Genomic DNA, 17,839 nt, shown 5'->3' on the forward strand with positions numbered 1-17,839 from the left:
CAGACCTGCCTGATCGCCACTCGTAAGCCCGATAAGCAAGCGCCATCGGGCATTTAACGGCTTACTGCTTCGCGCCTTCTACCGCTTCGCGCGCCAGTTTGGTGATGCGATCGTAATCACCCGCTTCCAGCGCGTCAGCCGGCACCAGCCAGGAACCGCCGATGCACAACACGCTTTTCAGCGCCAGATAGTCACGATAGTTTGCCGGAGAGATGCCGCCAGTTGGGCAGAAACGTACCTGAGAGAACGGACCGGCAATCGCCTGCAACGCTTTAGTGCCGCCATTCGCTTCCGCCGGGAAGAATTTGAACTCTTTCAGACCATAGTCCATGCCCAACATCAGTTCAGAAACGGTGCTAATACCGGGAATCAATGGGATAGTGCCTGCCGTCGCGGCTTTCAGCAGTGGCTCAGTCAGTCCCGGGCTAATCGCAAACTGCGCGCCCGCTTCCGTCACCTCCGCCAACTGCTGCGGATTGAGAACGGTTCCGGCGCCGACAATCGCTTCCGGTACTTCTTTAGCGATAGCGCGAATAGCATCCATCGCGCAGGCCGTACGTAAAGTCACTTCCAGAACGCGAACGCCCCCGGCCACCAGCGCTTTAGCCATCGGCACCGCGTGCTCCAGTTTATTGACTACAATGACCGGGACAACCGGGCCGGTGGTCAGGATTGCTTCTGCACTTGTTTTCCAGTTTTTCATCGGAATTCTTCTCTCGCCTGATTACTAGTGTGTCATCTTAAAAAGTGATACAGGTTGCGCCCTGCTCCGCACCCGACAGCTTTTCGCGCAGCGCGCCAAACAACTCACGCCCCGTTCCGACGCGCGACGCGCTCAGGTCCGGAATATGAGGCTGACGAGCGGCAAGTTCCGCCTCGTCGACCAGCAGAGTTAACTCACCTGTCTGCCCATTCACGCGAATGATGTCGCCATCGCGCACTTTTGCCAGTAAGCCGCCATCGTAGGCTTCCGGCGTTACGTGGATAGCTGAAGGCACTTTACCCGAAGCGCCTGAAAGTCGTCCATCAGTAACTAACGCGATTTTGAAACGGCGGTCCAATAATACACCAAGTGGCGGCATGAGTTTATGTAATTCTGGCATTCCATTCGCTTTTGGTCCCTGATGACGCACGACAACGACACAATCCCGGTCAAGCAGGCCCGCGTCAAACGCAGGCAGCACATCATGCTGACTTTCAAATACCATGGCAGGCGCTTCAATGATCTGGTTTTCAACCGGTACCGCAGACGTCTTCATTACTGCGCGTCCCAGATTACCGCTTAGCACCTTAGTACCGCCGTGAGGAGAGAACGGCTTATCAAAAGAGGCAATGACATCGTTATCCAGTGACCTTTCCGCGCCTTCACGCCAGTCCAGCTCGCCGTTGTTGAGCCAGGGCTCCAGCGTATAGCGTTTCAGGCCGAAGCCTGCGACAGTATTAACGTCTTCGTGCAGCAATCCGGCATTGAGCAGCTCACGCATCAATACCGGTACGCCGCCCGCCGCCTGGAAGTGGTTAATGTCCGCCGGACCGTTCGGGTACAGACGCGCCATCAACGGAACCACTTCCGACAAATCCGAGAAGTCATCCCAGTTGATCAGAATGCCCGCCGCGCGCGCCATTGCAACCAGATGCATGGTGTGGTTGGTGGAGCCGCCGGTAGCCAGCAGCGCGACAATGCCGTTCACCACGACTTTTTCGTCGATCATTTTACCGAGTGGCATCCACGTATTGCCGTTGCCGGTAAGACGTGTTACCTGACGTGCGGCAGCGGCAGTCAATGCCTCGCGCAGCGGCGCATCCGGATGCACAAACGAAGAACCCGGCAACTGCATTCCCATAAACTCCACCACCATCTGGTTGGTGTTGGCGGTGCCGTAAAATGTACAGGTGCCCGGCGCATGGTAAGAGGCGGCTTCCGACTCCAGCAGCGCCATTCTGTCTACTTTTCCTTCCGCATATAGCTGACGAATACGGACTTTTTCTTTATTCGGCAGGCCGCTCGCCATCGGGCCTGACGGAACAAAAATCGCGGGTAAATGACCAAAAGAGAGCGCGGCCATCGCCAGCCCCGGAACGATTTTGTCGCATACGCCGAGGAATAACGCGCCGTCAAACATATTGTGAGAAAGGCCTACTGCTGCCGACATCGCTATCACTTCGCGGCTGAGTAATGACAACTCCATGCCATCCTGACCTTGCGTAACGCCATCGCACATTGCCGGTACGCCGCCTGCGACCTGACCTACCGCATTCACGGAATGCAGGGCCTGACGAATAATCTGCGGATAATGTTCATACGGTTGATGCGCAGAGAGCATGTCATTGTAGGAGGTAATAATGGCGATATTATTGCGCAACATACTTTTCAGCGAGGCTTTGTCCTCTGGCTGACAGGCGGCGAAGCCATGCGCCAGGTTGCCGCAGGCCAGTTGAGATCGGTGGACCGTGGCGGTTTTCGCCTGCTCAATGCGGGCAAGATAGGCTTTTCGGGTCTGCTGCGACCGTTCGACAATGCGCTGTGTTACGCGTAACAAATTAGGATTCATAGAGGCTCCTGAAATTTATCTGTCCGGCTACCGGGTTTACCATGCGTTTCATCAATGTGGAAAGACAGTGAAATACATGATGTCCGGGGATAATGGGGCAAAATCGTTTCAGGCAGTGTAATAAAAAAAGCCTCGCAGGTGAATCCACACGAGGCTTAAAAGTGCAAAAATGATTCTACAATCTGTGTTAGATCATGTTACCGGTAAAATACCACCTAAGAGTGAGTGGTAAATTTACTCAAACTCATTCCACGAACGACCGTCACGGGTAATCATCGCCACGGACGCTACCGGTCCCCAGGTGCCCGCCTGATACGGCTTCGGCGCGTCGTTGTCCATCGCCCATGCTTCGGTAATGGAGTCCACCCACTTCCAGGCTTCTTCCACTTCGTCACGGCGGACAAACAGCGCCTGAATGCCACGCATCGTTTCCAGCAGCAGGCGCTCATATGCATCCGCCAGGTGCGTCTGATTAAAGGTTTCGGAGTAGCTCAGATCAAGCTTCGTGATCTGCAGATTATGCTTATGATCCAGCCCCGGTACTTTGTTAAGCACCTGAATATCTACGCCTTCATCCGGCTGCAGGCGAATCGTCAATTTGTTCTGCGGCAGGTCTTGCCAGGACTCTTTAAAGAGGTTCAGTTCAGGCGTCTTGAAATAAACCACGACTTCAGAGCACTTGGTTGGCAGACGCTTGCCGGTGCGCAGATAGAATGGCACGCCCGCCCAACGCCAGTTATCGATGTCGACGCGGATCGCGACGAAAGTTTCGGTGTTGCTGCTTTTATTCGCGCCCTCTTCTTCCAGATAGCCCGGCACCTTTTGCCCCTGCGCAAAGCCCGCGGTGTATTGACCACGAACCGTTTTTTCACGCACGTTGGAGCGATCAATCCGGCGCAGCGATTTCAACACTTTTACTTTTTCATCGCGAATACTGTCGGCGCTCAGGTCAGACGGCGGTGACATGGCAATCATGCAGAGAATTTGCAGCAAGTGGTTCTGGATCATATCGCGCATCTGACCGGCCTGGTCAAAGTATCCCCAGCGCCCTTCAATCCCCACCTCTTCCGCTACGGTAATCTCAACGTGATCGATAGTGCGGTTATCCCAGTTATTAACAAATAACGAGTTGGCAAAACGCAGAGCCAGCAGGTTGAGAACCGTTTCTTTGCCCAGATAGTGGTCGATACGATATACCTGGCACTCTTCAAAGTATTCGCCGACCCGATCGTTAATCTCACGCGAGGTCGCCAGCGAAGTACCCAACGGTTTTTCCATCACGACGCGCGCCGGTTTGGCGTTGAGTTTAGCCTCTCCTAACCCTTTGCAAATAGCGCCAAAGGTGCTGGGCGGCATCGCAAAATAGTTAATGGTGGTGCGGTTTTTTTGATCCAGCATATCGCCCAGGCGACTGAACGCAGGCGTATCGTTAACGTCAAGATTACAAAAATCCAGACGGCCGCTCAGCGTATCCCACAAGCCTTCATCAATTTTTTCCTTCATGAAGGTTTCCAGCGCCTCACGCACGACGTGGGTATAAGCTTCTTTATCCCAGTCCGCGCGCCCCACCCCAATGATCCGGGTATCCGGATGGATCTGGCCGGCTTTCTCAAGCTGATACAGGGAAGGCAGCAGTTTCCGGCGCGCCAGGTCGCCTTTCGCGCCGAAAATGACCAGGTCACATGCCTGGGCTGTTTGCGTTACCGCCATGTCATTCTCCTCAGTTAATCTCCTGGTACTTTAGCCAGGATATCGTTGTAATTTTATTACACAGCACTGTACTGCTTTTACGAGATTACGGAAACCGTAAACGCCTTTTCATAGGTGAACCGGCGTTTGATTGGCAATATAATCGGCAAAACGCCTAATAAAATTGTCGCTTTTCCACACAAGCTGGAACTTAAAATCCGACGTCGGTCATGTAATGAAAAAAAACGACACCTTTTTTAGCCATTTTGCCCCCTTTGACAGCCGCCAGGAGTAATATCTAACAAAACGCGCTCGGTTTCGCGCATCATTGAAATCGCTAATACCCATGAGCCTTGCTAATCATGAATATGCTGGAAAAAGTCCAGTCTCAACTGGAACATTTAAGCAAATCTGAACGAAAAGTCGCCGATGTTATTCTGGCCGCCCCAGGCAGATCGATTCACTTAAGCATTGCCATGCTGGCCCAGGAAGCTAACGTTAGCGAGCCAACGGTGAACCGTTTCTGTCGCAGCATGAATACCCGCGGCTTTCCTGATTTTAAACTGCATCTGGCGCAAAGTCTGGCAAATGGCACCCCCTATGTTAATCGCAATGTGGATGAAGATGACAGCGTTGAGGCCTATACAGGAAAAATCTTCGAGTCCGCCATGGCCAGTCTCGACCATGTTCGTCAGTCGCTGGATAAATCGGCCGTCAACCGCGCCGTCGATTTACTGACCCAGGCAAAAAAAATCGCCTTTTTTGGTCTTGGTTCCTCCGCCGCGGTCGCGCATGACGCCATGAATAAGTTTTTTCGCTTCAATGTGCCGGTGATTTACTCCGACGATATCGTGCTGCAACGGATGAGCTGTATGAATTGTAACGATGATGACGTCGTCGTGCTCATTTCGCATACTGGCAGAACCAAGAGCCTGGTGGAACTGGCGCAGTTGGCGCGGGAAAACGATGCGATGGTGATCGCCCTGACCTCCGCTGGAACGCCGCTGGCGCGCGAAGCCACGCTGGCCATTACCCTCGACGTACCGGAAGATACAGACATTTATATGCCCATGGTCTCTCGACTTGCTCAGCTGACCGTGATAGATGTGCTGGCAACGGGATTTACTTTGCGTCGCGGGGCGAAATTCAGAGATAACTTGAAGCGTGTCAAGGAAGCGCTCAAGGAATCGCGTTTTGATAAAGAATTACTCATCAGGAGTGATGACCGCTAAAAGCAATAACAATGTTCTACCCTTTTCGTCATCCGGGGACGTTCATTTTATACCGTTAAGGTTTCAGAACGACCGGATCAATGTTCACGCAACACCAAGTTGTTTTAGTCAACGGAGTATTACATGTCCAGAAGGCTTCGCAGAACCAAAATCGTTACCACGTTAGGCCCGGCAACTGACCGCGATAACAACCTTGAGAAGGTTATCGCCGCGGGCGCAAACGTAGTACGTATGAACTTCTCTCACGGCTCGCCGGAAGATCATAAAATGCGTGCTGATAAAGTCCGTGAGATTGCCGCCAAATTGGGGCGTCATGTGGCTATTTTAGGCGACCTGCAAGGGCCAAAAATTCGCGTTTCCACTTTTAAAGAAGGCAAAGTGTTCCTCAATATCGGGGACAAATTTCTGTTAGACGCTAACCTGGGTAAAGGCGAAGGCGATAAAGAAAAAGTCGGCATTGATTACAAAGGGTTGCCGGCAGACGTCGTTCCTGGCGATATCCTGCTGCTTGACGATGGTCGAGTGCAGTTGAAAGTGCTTGAAGTCCAGGGCATGAAAGTCTTTACCGAGGTCACCGTCGGCGGCCCGCTGTCTAACAATAAAGGCATTAACAAGCTCGGCGGCGGGCTTTCTGCTGAAGCGCTGACCGAAAAAGACAAAGCCGATATTCAAACCGCTGCGCTGATAGGCGTTGACTATCTGGCCGTATCCTTCCCGCGCTGCGGCGAAGATCTGAACTATGCACGCCGCCTGGCGCGCGACGCCGGCTGCGACGCGAAAATTGTGGCTAAGGTCGAACGCGCCGAAGCGGTATGCGATCAAAACGCCATGGACGATATCATTCTGGCCTCTGACGTTGTGATGGTCGCACGTGGCGATCTGGGCGTTGAAATCGGCGATCCGGAGCTGGTTGGTATCCAGAAAGCGCTGATTCGCCGTGCGCGTCAGCTAAACCGCGCAGTCATCACCGCAACGCAGATGATGGAGTCGATGATCACCAACCCGATGCCGACCCGTGCGGAAGTGATGGACGTGGCGAACGCCGTCCTGGATGGCACGGATGCGGTTATGCTGTCTGCCGAAACCGCAGCCGGTCAGTATCCTTCTGAAACCGTTGCCGCAATGGCGCGCGTCTGCCTGGGCGCAGAAAAAATCCCCAGCATCAATGTGTCTAAACACCGTCTCGACGTGCAGTTCGACAACGTTGAAGAAGCTATTGCCATGTCTGCGATGTATGCGGCAAACCATCTGAAAGGCGTTACCGCGATCATCACCATGACGGAATCCGGTCGTACCGCGCTAATAACTTCCCGTATCAGCTCCGGCCTGCCGATTTTCGCCATGTCGCGCCATGAACGCACGCTCAACCTGACCGCGCTCTACCGCGGAGTAACGCCGGTGCATTTTGACAGCGCGGCTGATGGCGTTGTCGCGGCACATGAAGCTGTTAATCTGCTGCGCGATAAAGGGTATCTGGTTTCCGGCGACCTGGTTATCGTGACCCAGGGCGATGTCATGAGCACCGTCGGCTCAACCAATACCACGCGTATTTTGACCGTTGAGTAAAACTCCCCCACACCTGTTCATCAGGTAGTACAGGGTTTGTCAGCATAAAGCCTCTCTTACGAGAGGCTTTATTTATTTGATGGGATAAAGATCTTTACGCTTATACGGCTGAATCTCGCCTGGCTTGCGGGTTTTGAGCAGCTTCAGGATCCAGGTGTACTGTTCCGGATGCGGGCCGACAAAAATTTCGACCTCTTCGTTCATCCGTCTGGCGATAGTGTGGTCGTCAGCCGTGAGCAGATCGTCCATCGGCGGGCGAATCTGGATAGTCAGGCGATGCGTTTTACCATTATACACCGGGAAAAGCGGTATCACGCGTGCGCGGCACACTTTCATCAGCCGACCAATCGCAGGCAGCGTCGCTTTGTATGTCGCAAAGAAATCAACGAATTCACTATGCTCCGGGCCGTGATCCTGGTCCGGCAGGTAGTAGCCCCAGTAGCCCTGACGAACAGACTGAATAAAGGGTTTAATCCCGTCATTACGCGCATGCAAACGTCCGCCGAAACGCCGACGCACGGTGTTCCAGATATAATCAAAAACCGGATTACCCTGATTATGAAACATCGCCGCCATTTTTTGCCCCTGAGAGGCCATCAGCATGGCCGGAATGTCGACGCCCCAGCCATGCGGAACGAGAAAAATGACTTTTTCGTCGTTACGACGCATCTCCTCAATGATTTCCAGACCTTCCCAGTCAACACGCTGTTGAATTTTTTCCGGACCGCGCATCGCCAACTCAGCCATCATCGCCATTGCCTGTGGCGCGGTGGCGAACATCTCATCGACAATCGCTTCGCGCTCAGCTTCGCTACGCTGCGGAAAGCACAATGACAGATTAATTAGCGCCCGGCGACGAGAACTCTTCCCCAGCCGTCCGGCAAAACGCCCCAGCGTCGCCAGCAAAGGGTCGCGGAATGATGCCGGCGTTAATGCGATCCCCGCCATTGCCGCCGCGCCCAACCAGGCGCCCCAATACTGCGGATAGCGAAAGGATTTTTCGAACTCAGGGATATACTCACTATTATTTTTTTTGGTTTCCATGCTTTTCCAGGGTCTGCTGACGCGAAAAGGAATTGTGAATAGTGTAGCGACGTCTGCGTCTCACACAAAACAAAAAAGCCGGCACACATCGCGTACCGGCTCTGTCAGCGCATTTGTTAATCGAAGCGCAGTTGTGGCAGAACCTCTTTCACCTGTGCCAGGTATTCACGACGATCTGACCCCGTCAGACCTTCCGTGCGCGGCAATTTTGCTGTCAGAGGGTTAACGGCTTGCTGGTTTATCCATACCTCATAATGCAGATGCGGCCCTGTGGAACGCCCGGTGTTACCAGAAAGCGCAATACGATCGCCACGTTTCACTTTTTGCCCCGGTTTCACCAGCAGCTTACGCAAGTGCATGTAACGTGTGGTGTAGGTGCGTCCATGACGAATCGCAATGTAGTAACCGGCAGCGCCGCTACGTTTAGCGACCACGACCTCGCCATCCCCCACCGACAGCACCGGCGTACCCTGCGGCATCGCAAAGTCAACGCCACGATGCGGCGCAACGCGTCCGGTAACCGGGTTCAGACGGCGCGGATTGAAGTTGGAGGAGATGCGGAACTGTTTGGCGGTCGGGAAGCGTAAAAAGCCTTTCGCCAGGCCAACCCCGTTACGGTCATAGAATTTACCGTCAGCGGCGCGAATGGCGTAGTAATCTTTACCATCGGAACGCATCCGCACGCCCAACAACTGACTCTGTTCACGCTTGCCATCCAGCATCTCGCGCGACATCAGAACCGAAAATTCATCGCCCTTTTTCAGCTTCCGAAAATCCATCTGCCACTGCATGGCTTTTATCACTGCGCTGATTTCGCTGCTGGTTAAACCGGCCTCTTTCGCGCTGGCGACAAAGCTACCCCCTACCGTACCTTTCAGCAGACTGTTAACCCAGTCCCCCTGCTGCATTTCACTGCTCATTTTAAAACCGTTGGCAGTGCGATCGTAGGTACGCGTTTCACGGCGGGAGACTTCCCATGTCAGACGCTGTAAATCGCCATCGGCGGTCAGTGTCCAGGAAAGCTGTTGGCCAATTTTCAGATTGCGCAGCTCCTTATCAGAAGCGGCAAGTCGGCTAATATCGCTCATATCGATGCCGTACTGATTCAGAATGCTGCTTAACGTATCGCCTGTGGAGACGACGTATTCATGGACGCCGACTTCGCCTGCGGTTTTATCGTCCAGCTCATCCTGAGGAATAGCTTCATCTTCCTGCGCGGCCTGATCGATGGGTTCGCTGGCCTCCGGTAAGAGGGAACGAATCTCGCTTTTCTCCAGTTCAATAGTTTTAACGATTGGTGCGGATTCTGGGTGGTAAACATAGGGCCGCCATACGGCGACGGCCAGTGTCAGAACGGTAAGTGACCCCAGCATAACGCGGTGGGGTCGGGGCAGATTATTAAATGCCAGGGCGACAGAGCGGGCTATCTGTTGCACGTATTCACTTCCTCGTTAATCTCCTTTCAGGCAGCTCGCATACTGGTTGGCTAATTGGCTTAAAAACGCTGAATAGCTTGTTTTACCCAGTTTAATGTTCGTCCCGAGGGGGTCCAGTGTTCCCATTCGAACGGATGTCCCTCTCGCCACGGCTTCCACGACCGCTGGCCTGAATTGTGGCTCAGCAAAAACGCAGGTTGCTTTTTGCTCAACCAACTGTGTTCTTATTTCATGTAAACGCTGCGCGCCAGGTTGTATCTCAGGGTTCACGGTAAAGTGACCGAGCGGGGTGAGTCCGTAGTGTTTTTCGTAGTAACCGTAGGCGTCATGAAAAACGAAATACCCTTTCCCCTTGAGCGGCGCGAGCTCGTTACCGACCTGTTTATCGGTTGCGGCTAATTGTGCCTCAAAATCCTTCAGGTTGGCGTCGAGTTTGGCTCGACTTTGCGGCATAAGTTCCACTAATTTTTCATGGATTGCAACCGCTGTAGCCCGCGCTATCTCTGGGGAGAGCCAAAGATGCATGTTATATTCGCCGTGATGGTGATGTACGTCACCTTTTTCCTCATCGGCGCCCGTATGCGCATGTTCATCCTCATCATCATCCGCGCCCTTCATGAGTAACGGTTTTACATCGGCAAGTTGCGCAATGGTAACCTGCTTATTATCAGGGATATTCCTGACCGACTTCTCCATAAAGGCCTCCATTTCCGGGCCAACCCAGACGACTAAGTCCGCGCCCTGTAAGCGTTTTACGTCTGATGGACGCAATGAATAATCATGCTCGGATGCCCCATCTGGAAGTAATACTTGCGTATCCGTAACGCCATCAGCAATGGCGGAAGCGATAAACCCAAGTGGTTTAAGCGAAGCGACAACGGCGGCGTCGGCAGCCTGGGTTGCACTCCCCCAAAGCGCGGCGGATAATGCTGCGAAAAGAAGCGTATTTTTCTGTAACATAATGCGACTAATCATCGTAATGAATGTGTGAAATGTGATATTATAACATTCTATCACTTCTGCAAGCCTAAAATTAACATGACAAGTTTAGTTTCACTGGAAAACGTCTCGGTCTCATTTGGTCAACGCCGCGTCCTCTCTGACGTGTCGCTTGAATTGAGCCCCGGAAAAATTTTAACGCTTCTCGGCCCTAACGGCGCGGGGAAGTCAACGCTTGTACGCGTGGTTTTAGGACTGGTAGCCCCTGATGATGGGGTGATCAAGCGCAACGGGCAACTCCGTATCGGCTATGTCCCGCAAAAGCTCTATCTCGATACCACGCTTCCGCTGACGGTAAACCGGTTTTTACGTTTACGTCCCGGCACGCAAAAAACGGATATTCTCCCGGCGCTTAAACGCGTTCAGGCCGGACATTTGATTGACGCGCCCATGCAAAAACTCTCCGGCGGCGAGACACAGCGCGTACTGCTGGCGCGTGCTCTGCTTAACAGGCCGCAGTTGCTGGTACTTGATGAGCCGACGCAAGGCGTGGATGTCAACGGCCAGGTCGCGTTATACGACCTTATCGATCAGCTGCGCCGTGAACTCGATTGCGCCGTGCTGATGGTGTCGCATGACCTACATCTGGTCATGGCAAAGACGGATGAAGTGTTATGCCTGAACCATCATATTTGCTGTTCCGGCGCGCCGGAAGTGGTGTCTATGCATCCGGAATTTATCTCTATGTTTGGCCCGCGAGGCGCGGAGCAATTAGGGATTTATCGCCATCATCATAATCATCGCCACGATTTACAGGGTCGTATTGTACTGCGCCGGGGAAATGGTCACTCATGATTGAATTATTACTGCCCGGCTGGCTGGCCGGGATGATGCTGGCGTGCGCCGCTGGTCCTTTGGGCTCATTTGTGGTCTGGCGTCGGATGTCCTATTTTGGCGATACGCTGGCTCACGCGTCGCTTCTGGGCGTGGCGTTTGGCCTGTTGCTGGACGTTAACCCCTTTTATGCGGTAATCGCCGTTACGCTGCTGCTGGCCGCCGGTCTGGTATGGCTGGAGAAACGCCCTCACCTCGCGATTGATACCTTACTGGGCATTATGGCGCACAGCGCCTTATCTTTAGGACTGGTCGTGGTCAGCCTGATGTCCAACGTCCGCGTTGATTTAATGGCTTATCTGTTTGGCGATTTGCTGGCCGTCACGCCGGAAGATCTTATCTCGATCGCTATTGGGGTCGTTATTGTGCTGGCCATTCTCTTCTGGCAGTGGCGCAACTTGCTGTCAATGACTATCAGTCCGGATCTTGCCTTTGTCGATGGCGTGAAGTTACAGCGCGTGAAGCTGCTATTGATGCTGGTAACGGCATTAACTATTGGCGTGGCGATGAAGTTTGTCGGAGCGCTGATCATTACGTCGCTGCTGATTATCCCCGCCGCAACCGCGCGTCGCTTTGCCCGTACGCCGGAACAGATGGCGGGCGTCGCCGTTGGTGTAGGTATGATAGCGGTTACAGGTGGACTGACCTTCTCAGCCTTTTATGATACCCCGGCAGGGCCATCCGTAGTGCTGTGTGCCGCGCTGCTGTTTATCTTCAGTATGATGAAAAAGCAGGCAAGCTAAGCGTGTGTTGCCCGGTGGCGCTGCGCTTACCGGGCCTACAAAATCGCCCTGGTCTGATGAGCGCAGCGACTTCAGGCGCTAAGGCATCTCTGGCGGCGTGATCCCGAAATGGTTCCAGGCGCGCACCGTTGCCATACGCCCACGCGGCGTGCGCTGCAAAAAACCTTGCTGAATCAGATACGGCTCCAGCACATCCTCAATGGTTTCACGCTCTTCGCCAATCGCCGCCGCCAGGTTATCCAGGCCGACCGGTCCACCGAAGAATTTATCAATAACCGCCAGCAGCAGCTTGCGATCCATATAGTCAAACCCTTCCGCATCGACGTTCAGCATATCCAGCGCCTGCGCGGCAATTTCCGCTGAAATAGCCCCGTCATGCTTCACCTCGGCGAAATCACGCACACGTCTGAGCAGGCGGTTGGCTATACGCGGCGTACCGCGCGCCCGACGCGCCACTTCCAGCGCGCCGTCATCGCTCATCTCAAGCCCCATGTGCCTTGCGCTGCGCCCGACGATGTGCTGCAGATCGGGCACCTGGTAGAACTCCAGGCGCTGCACAATACCAAAACGGTCGCGTAGCGGGGACGTTAACGACCCGGCGCGCGTCGTCGCGCCAATGAGCGTAAACGGCGGCAGATCGATCTTAATTGAACGTGCAGCAGGCCCTTCGCCAATCATAATATCCAACTGGTAATCTTCCATCGCCGGATAGAGTACCTCTTCCACCACCGGTGAAAGCCGGTGAATCTCATCAATAAACAGCACATCATGCGGTTCAAGATTGGTGAGCATAGCCGCCAGATCGCCTGCTTTTTCCAGCACCGGGCCGGACGTGGTTCGGAGATTGACGCCCATTTCATTGGCAACGATATTCGCCAGAGTCGTTTTACCTAACCCTGGCGGGCCGAAAATCAGCAAGTGATCTAGTGCGTCGCCACGCAGTTTTGCCGCCTGAATAAAGATCTCCATCTGGGAGCGCACCTGCGGTTGGCCGACATATTCCGCCAATAACTTCGGGCGAATGGCGCGATCGGCGACGTCTTCTGCGATCGTGGCGCCTGCTGAAATCAGGCGATCTGCTTCTATCATCCTTTACCTCATAACGCGGCGCGTAACGCGTCGCGAATCAGTGTTTCACTGCTTGCATCCGGACGGGCGATCTTGCTTACCATCCGACTGGCTTCTTGCGGTTTATAACCCAGCGCCACCAGCGCAGCAACTGCTTCTTGTTCTGCATCTTCCGAGGTTGGGCTGGCCGGCGACGTCAATACCAGATCGACCGCTGGCGTAAAGAGATCGCCATGTAGCCCTTTAAAGCGGTCTTTCATTTCGACAATCAGCCTTTCGGCAGTTTTCTTGCCGATACCCGGCAGCTTCACCAGTGCGCCAAGCTCTTCGCGCTCAACCGCATTGACGAACTGTTGCGCCGACATGCCGGAGAGAATCGCCAGCGCCAGCTTAGGCCCGACGCCATTCGTTTTAATTAGCTCTTTAAACAGCGTGCGCTCTTGCTTATTGTTGAATCCGTACAGCAACTGCGCATCTTCACGCACCACGAAGTGGGTGAAGACGATTGCCTCCTGCCCGGCCTCCGGCAGCTCGTAAAAGCAGGTCATAGGCATATGTACTTCATAGCCTACGCCCCCTGTCTCCAGCAGCACGATCGGGGGTTGTTTTTCGAGAATAATGCCTCTGAGTCTGCCTATCACATGACGCTCCTGCGTAAAGGGCTGAAAAGATAATGCACTATCATAAAAAAAGACTGGATGTTTATCCAGATGAAAAACACGTATCCCGATATTTCTCTACTCCGACAACCCGCGATGGTTAACGACGGGTACGCTCCCCGCTGCGTACAAAATAAGTCGTACACTCATTGACAACTTTTTGCGTCCTACGCGAACAACTTTTTGCCAACATGCCGTGGCGCACGTTCGGTAGTCTTCAATAATGAGTATCCTGATAACACTAATAATGTATCCAGTACGAATGCCAACAGCGGAACATCGGGCCTCCAAAAAAACAGACCCGAGAATAGATTTAATAATATTAACCACTAGCGCTGAATTTAATCGCATGTTGTTTTATCGTCGCGCGCAACAGATTTTAATTCGCCATGACACAATAAATATTGTACAAACTCATTTTTCATGCCATCGAAATTCACGGCTGGCATCCCTTCTGAATAACTATAATAAATATTCACATACTCTTCGCTACTAAAAAGTGCCTGTCGTTTTGCTGCTAACCCACGGCCTTTTGCTGCAATATACTGGAAGCAGTGGCCGCTGGCGCCACAGCTCCGCCCATCATCAACAATATATATATCGGCAGCGTTAAACAGCTGTTCCAGCCAGCACTGGCGAATCGTTCCGGCCGCACAAACCAAAAATAATGATGCGCTAATCATCCACCCGGATTTTTTTACCGATGTCATAGCCAGGAAAGCCATAAAGCACGCTGCCTGCAGGCACAAAACCAGTTCTTTATTCCCGGCAACCAAATGCCACTGGTTAAATACTAAGGTAATGAAAACTGAACTCAATGTTGCCAACAGTCTGGTCCTGAACCGCCTGGCAGGGAGAAGCAAAAATAATAATGAAATCGTCCCTGGCTTTAATAAAAAAACAACAGTATTAGCCTCTGCCATATCAATACTCAAAAAATAACAAAAACTAATAAGCAGATGAAAGATAATAGCAACAAAAATATAAGAAAAATAAAATACCCAACCTATTCTCATTGGTTTATCATCAACCACGTCATACTCCCTGTCAATATGAGAGATCAGATGATGAGAAATTTACCACCTTAATCCCCCCCAAATATATTTGCGACATTAATTCCAATAAATGAAATATTCACCATACATATTTCGATGACACTAAGGCTTGTCATTTATTTGGTATAATGCTAACTACCCTGTAGAATAAATAAAAGGAATTTATTTCAAATAATGGAATGCAGAGATGAAAAAACATTATTCTGTCCAATATGAAACCGGGGATATCGTCTTTACCTGTATAGGTGCCGCGCTTTTCGGCCAGATATCCACCGCTTCACAGTGCTGGAGCAACCATGTTGGGATTATTATTGGTCATAATGGTGATGACTATCTGGTGGCGGAAAGTCGCGTCCCCCTCTCAACCGTCACCACGCTGTCACTGTTTATACAACGTTCGGCCGGACAACGTTACGCGGTTCGTCGCCTGTGCGGCGGCCTGACGGTCGAGCAGAAACTCGCCATCATGGAGCAGGTTCCCGCCCGGCTGAATAAGTTTTATCACACGGGGTTTAAATACGAGTCATCGCGCCAGTTCTGCTCGAAATTTGTGTTTGATATCTATAAAGAAGCATTGTGTATTCCGGTAGGCGATATTGAGACATTCGAAGAATTACTTCACAGCAATCCTGATGCAAAACTCACCTTCTGGAAGTTCTGGTTTTTAGGTTCAATCCCGTGGGATCGTAAGACGGTGACGCCAGCCAGCCTGTGGCATCATCCCAACCTGGATGTAATCTATCAGAGTCACTCTCAGGGGCATCTTCCCGGAGAAGCGGCATAACGCCCTGATATTTCCACTCGCGAGTATATCCTGACAGGCCGATACGAGGCCTGTCAAATGACTGACAGATATATTGTCTCTCCCGCCTCCCAACGTGCATTAGCGCGCCAGAGGAACGTATCCAACGTCAGCAATCAACCTTTGCCCTTGCTCGCTCAAAAACCAATCGATAAATTTTTGCGATTGCCGCGAGGGTTTTCCAGCGGAAACCATATATACATCAATAGTGTAAGGATATTTTCCATTGCGAATATTTTCGATGGTTGGCTCGATGCCATTCACCGCCAGCAAGCGCAAATCAGGGCTATGGTGAAGCTGCGTAGCATAATAGCGGAAGGTATACCCCAGAGCATTGGCGCTGTTCTGGTAATTTGCCACATTACGCAGCAATCCGATCATATCGTGAACGGATTCTGTTTCCAGCGGCTTGCGAAGTTTATCCTCGCCCATCACCGCAGCCAGCATAATCGTCTGGCTACCCGATCCCTTTGGCCGCTGATAGGGGTAAATACGCGCATCGTTGCCGCCGACTTCCAGCCAGTTGTTCACACGCCCGGAATAGATATCGCGAATCTGTTTTTCACTCAGTTGAGTCAGCGGATTATCCTTATGCGTGACAAAAACAAAAGCCTCGCGGGCAATGGGATAGAAGTGTAAATCAACGCCCTGCGCCCTCGCGCTGGCTTTTTGCTCGGCGGAAGGCTCAGCGACAAAAATGATATCCGCTTCACCATGAATTAACTTCTCCCAGGCACCAGGTGTCCGATCGCAGCGAACATATTTCCACACGCTGTCTACATCCAGATTGTGATACAGCGCCTGCGCTGCCGAGGCGTACACCGGATAAACTGCCGTTGCGCCATTCAGTCGCGGCCAGTCGTTTTCCAGCGATAGCCCAGGTGATGCGCTCAGCGCCGTCAGTTTATTATCGGGGGTAAACGGGTCATATGTGCCAGGCTCAAAAGATTCCGTTATTTCCCTGGCCGGATCGTTAACCACTCGTCGCTCGCGACGATCATAAGTTTGCCAGGCCAATAATCCGCTAATGGCAATTATCATTGCGGCGATGAGCAGAACAATACTTCGCCATCCGGCGACGTTTTCCAGCTTATTATTCTGCCGGACGGTGATAAAACGCATGATGGTATACGACAGGAAGCCGACAAATGGGATCACCGGGGCAATGATCACCATTGATGATGGTATCTCATAAAATTCCGTCATTAAAGCCGATTTGATCAAGCCAGAATAGAGCCCGAACCACTGTATCCCGTGATAAAACACGCGACTTTCGAAGCCGCCGTCAGCGACGATAATCATTATCAGCCAAACGGTAAGAGAATAGAAAATCAGTAATAAGGCAGGTAAAAAACCAGGAATAAAACGCTCTCGTTCATCGATAAAGCGACCGCGAATACCACCAGTCGCACAACCCACAAGAATGGTGGCCATCAGCGTGGCGATAAGCCCATAGATATCGCCAGCAATATTAAAAATAATGTTAAAGATACTGAGTATTATTGCTAATATCGGCAACACCACGACCAGCAGCACGATTTCTGCCAGCCAAAATTTTATCGACTTTATTATCGCCATAGTACGGGTCTCCCTGACCCTGCATTTACATCAGCGCATTCTCCCACGCGCTAAATTCAGCCGCGATTCGCTCATTTGCATCGCGTTCTGGCTAACGTGGCAATGCGTAATGGCGATAGCCAGCGCATCTGCGGCATCGGCCTGCGGGTTAGCGGGCAGTTTGAGCAACGTGCGCACCATATGCTGAACCTGGCTTTTTTCCGCGCTACCAATACCGACGACGGTTTGCTTCACCTGACGCGCCGCGTATTCAAACACGGGCAGTTCCTGGTTGACCGCGGCGACAATCGCGACGCCGCGCGCCTGTCCCAGCTTGAGGGCTGAATCGGCGTTCTTCGCCATAAACACCTGTTCGATAGCAAAATAGTCCGGCTGGAACTGCGTGATGATTTCCGTCACGCCTGCGTATATAAGCTTCAAACGAGACGGCAAATCATCGACTTTGGTGCGAATACATCCGCTGCCCAGATAGGTCAGTTGTCTGCCTACCTGGCGGATAACGCCATAACCGGTAATGCGCGAGCCGGGGTCAATACCGAGAATAATCGACACGCTATACCCCCTGCCCGCCGGCGTTTAACA

16 protein-coding genes are annotated in these 17,839 nt (G+C 52.4%); 5 read left to right on the forward strand and 11 right to left on the reverse strand.

Annotation, left to right across the window (positions count from 1 at the left end; translation table 11 throughout):
* Positions 1 to 61 precede the first annotated feature (61 nt).
* The 3 genes from kdgA to zwf all read right to left on the reverse strand — a co-directional run bounded on the left by kdgA (position 62) and on the right by zwf (position 4,262).
* On the reverse strand, positions 62 to 703 hold the full coding sequence (gene kdgA / locus ACLD4F_RS04720) for a bifunctional 4-hydroxy-2-oxoglutarate aldolase/2-dehydro-3-deoxy-phosphogluconate aldolase (RefSeq protein WP_000800497.1): 642 nt from the start codon (positions 701 to 703) through the stop codon (positions 62 to 64).
* Between the two features lie 37 nt (positions 704 to 740).
* Complete coding sequence (edd, locus tag ACLD4F_RS04725; RefSeq protein WP_001069124.1) at positions 741 to 2,552, reverse strand: phosphogluconate dehydratase; 1,812 nt, start codon at positions 2,550 to 2,552, stop codon at positions 741 to 743.
* A gap of 234 nt (positions 2,553 to 2,786) precedes the next feature.
* Positions 2,787 to 4,262, reverse strand: a complete 1,476-nt coding sequence (gene zwf / locus ACLD4F_RS04730) for a glucose-6-phosphate dehydrogenase (RefSeq protein ID WP_000301711.1) — start codon at positions 4,260 to 4,262, stop codon at positions 2,787 to 2,789.
* A 341-nt stretch (positions 4,263 to 4,603) separates the two neighbouring features.
* Here zwf and ACLD4F_RS04735 point away from each other — a divergent pair, with 341 nt between their 5' ends.
* Both ACLD4F_RS04735 and pyk read left to right on the forward strand, forming a co-directional pair.
* On the forward strand, positions 4,604 to 5,473 hold the full coding sequence (locus ACLD4F_RS04735; RefSeq protein WP_001056719.1) for a MurR/RpiR family transcriptional regulator: 870 nt from the start codon (positions 4,604 to 4,606) through the stop codon (positions 5,471 to 5,473).
* 123 nt (positions 5,474 to 5,596) lie between these two features.
* The gene (gene pyk, locus ACLD4F_RS04740) at positions 5,597 to 7,039 is read left to right on the forward strand and encodes a pyruvate kinase (RefSeq protein WP_411010694.1); all 1,443 of its coding nucleotides are present in this window, start codon (positions 5,597 to 5,599) and stop codon (positions 7,037 to 7,039) included.
* A 72-nt stretch (positions 7,040 to 7,111) separates the two neighbouring features.
* On the opposite strand, the gene lpxM is transcribed toward pyk, so the two are convergent.
* The 3 genes from lpxM to znuA form a co-directional block, all read right to left on the reverse strand.
* Positions 7,112 to 8,083, reverse strand: coding sequence for a lauroyl-Kdo(2)-lipid IV(A) myristoyltransferase (gene lpxM, locus ACLD4F_RS04745; RefSeq protein ID WP_000448397.1), 972 nt, complete (start codon positions 8,081 to 8,083; stop codon positions 7,112 to 7,114).
* A 116-nt stretch (positions 8,084 to 8,199) separates the two neighbouring features.
* On the reverse strand, positions 8,200 to 9,519 hold the full coding sequence (gene mepM / locus ACLD4F_RS04750) for a murein DD-endopeptidase MepM (protein ID WP_001184028.1): 1,320 nt from the start codon (positions 9,517 to 9,519) through the stop codon (positions 8,200 to 8,202).
* A gap of 15 nt (positions 9,520 to 9,534) precedes the next feature.
* Positions 9,535 to 10,479 (reverse strand): zinc ABC transporter substrate-binding protein ZnuA, encoded by a 945-nt coding sequence (znuA, locus tag ACLD4F_RS04755; protein ID WP_000939597.1) that lies wholly within the window; start codon positions 10,477 to 10,479, stop codon positions 9,535 to 9,537.
* A gap of 78 nt (positions 10,480 to 10,557) precedes the next feature.
* Here znuA and znuC point away from each other — a divergent pair, with 78 nt between their 5' ends.
* Entirely contained in the window at positions 10,558 to 11,313 is a 756-nt protein-coding gene (znuC, locus tag ACLD4F_RS04760; RefSeq protein WP_000203013.1) for a zinc ABC transporter ATP-binding protein ZnuC, read from the forward strand.
* On the forward strand, positions 11,310 to 12,095 hold the full coding sequence (gene znuB, locus ACLD4F_RS04765; protein WP_000571508.1) for a zinc ABC transporter permease subunit ZnuB: 786 nt from the start codon (positions 11,310 to 11,312) through the stop codon (positions 12,093 to 12,095). The genes znuC and znuB overlap by 4 nt, the downstream gene beginning before the upstream one ends.
* A gap of 78 nt (positions 12,096 to 12,173) precedes the next feature.
* Here the strand turns inward: znuB and ruvB are convergent, their stop codons facing one another.
* From ruvB to ACLD4F_RS04780, 3 genes are all read right to left on the reverse strand, one after another.
* The gene (gene ruvB / locus ACLD4F_RS04770) at positions 12,174 to 13,184 is read right to left on the reverse strand and encodes a Holliday junction branch migration DNA helicase RuvB (RefSeq protein WP_000568504.1); all 1,011 of its coding nucleotides are present in this window, start codon (positions 13,182 to 13,184) and stop codon (positions 12,174 to 12,176) included.
* Positions 13,185 to 13,192: 8 nt separating this feature from the next.
* Entirely contained in the window at positions 13,193 to 13,804 is a 612-nt protein-coding gene (gene ruvA, locus ACLD4F_RS04775; protein WP_000580335.1) for a Holliday junction branch migration protein RuvA, read from the reverse strand.
* 359 nt (positions 13,805 to 14,163) lie between these two features.
* Positions 14,164 to 14,856, reverse strand: a complete 693-nt coding sequence (locus ACLD4F_RS04780; protein ID WP_411010695.1) for a hypothetical protein — start codon at positions 14,854 to 14,856, stop codon at positions 14,164 to 14,166.
* Positions 14,857 to 15,064: 208 nt separating this feature from the next.
* On the opposite strand from ACLD4F_RS04780, the gene ACLD4F_RS04785 reads away from it, so the two are divergent.
* Positions 15,065 to 15,661, forward strand: coding sequence for a YebB family permuted papain-like enzyme (locus ACLD4F_RS04785; protein WP_000716751.1), 597 nt, complete (start codon positions 15,065 to 15,067; stop codon positions 15,659 to 15,661).
* A gap of 99 nt (positions 15,662 to 15,760) precedes the next feature.
* Here ACLD4F_RS04785 and ACLD4F_RS04790 read toward each other — a convergent pair whose 3' ends face one another.
* A complete protein-coding gene (locus tag ACLD4F_RS04790) occupies positions 15,761 to 17,257 on the reverse strand; it encodes a PstS family phosphate ABC transporter substrate-binding protein (RefSeq protein ID WP_411010696.1) in 1,497 nt (498 codons plus the stop codon).
* Positions 17,258 to 17,287: 30 nt separating this feature from the next.
* Entirely contained in the window at positions 17,288 to 17,809 is a 522-nt protein-coding gene (ruvC, locus tag ACLD4F_RS04795; protein WP_000022510.1) for a crossover junction endodeoxyribonuclease RuvC, read from the reverse strand.
* Positions 17,810 to 17,839: the final 30 nt, after the last annotated feature.

Source organism: Salmonella sp. 741265050_HSA, from assembly GCF_046569445.1.
GTDB lineage: Bacteria > Pseudomonadota > Gammaproteobacteria > Enterobacterales > Enterobacteriaceae > Salmonella > Salmonella enterica.

What these genes read in the sequence shown, in the direction of transcription:
- kdgA (WP_000800497.1), bottom strand. Translation starts at nt 703, where the DNA reads ATGAAAAACTGGAAAACAAGTGCAGAAGCAATCCTGACCACCGGCCCG.
- edd (WP_001069124.1), bottom strand. Translation starts at nt 2,552, where the DNA reads ATGAATCCTAATTTGTTACGCGTAACACAGCGCATTGTCGAACGGTCG.
- zwf (WP_000301711.1), bottom strand. Translation starts at nt 4,262, where the DNA reads ATGGCGGTAACGCAAACAGCCCAGGCATGTGACCTGGTCATTTTCGGC.
- ACLD4F_RS04735 (WP_001056719.1), top strand. Translation starts at nt 4,604, where the DNA reads ATGAATATGCTGGAAAAAGTCCAGTCTCAACTGGAACATTTAAGCAAA.
- pyk (WP_411010694.1), top strand. Translation starts at nt 5,597, where the DNA reads ATGTCCAGAAGGCTTCGCAGAACCAAAATCGTTACCACGTTAGGCCCG.
- lpxM (WP_000448397.1), bottom strand. Translation starts at nt 8,083, where the DNA reads ATGGAAACCAAAAAAAATAATAGTGAGTATATCCCTGAGTTCGAAAAA.
- znuA (WP_000939597.1), bottom strand. Translation starts at nt 10,479, where the DNA reads ATGTTACAGAAAAATACGCTTCTTTTCGCAGCATTATCCGCCGCGCTT.
- znuC (WP_000203013.1), top strand. Translation starts at nt 10,558, where the DNA reads ATGACAAGTTTAGTTTCACTGGAAAACGTCTCGGTCTCATTTGGTCAA.
- znuB (WP_000571508.1), top strand. Translation starts at nt 11,310, where the DNA reads ATGATTGAATTATTACTGCCCGGCTGGCTGGCCGGGATGATGCTGGCG.
- ruvB (WP_000568504.1), bottom strand. Translation starts at nt 13,184, where the DNA reads ATGATAGAAGCAGATCGCCTGATTTCAGCAGGCGCCACGATCGCAGAA.
- ACLD4F_RS04785 (WP_000716751.1), top strand. Translation starts at nt 15,065, where the DNA reads ATGAAAAAACATTATTCTGTCCAATATGAAACCGGGGATATCGTCTTT.
- ACLD4F_RS04790 (WP_411010696.1), bottom strand. Translation starts at nt 17,257, where the DNA reads ATGGCGATAATAAAGTCGATAAAATTTTGGCTGGCAGAAATCGTGCTG.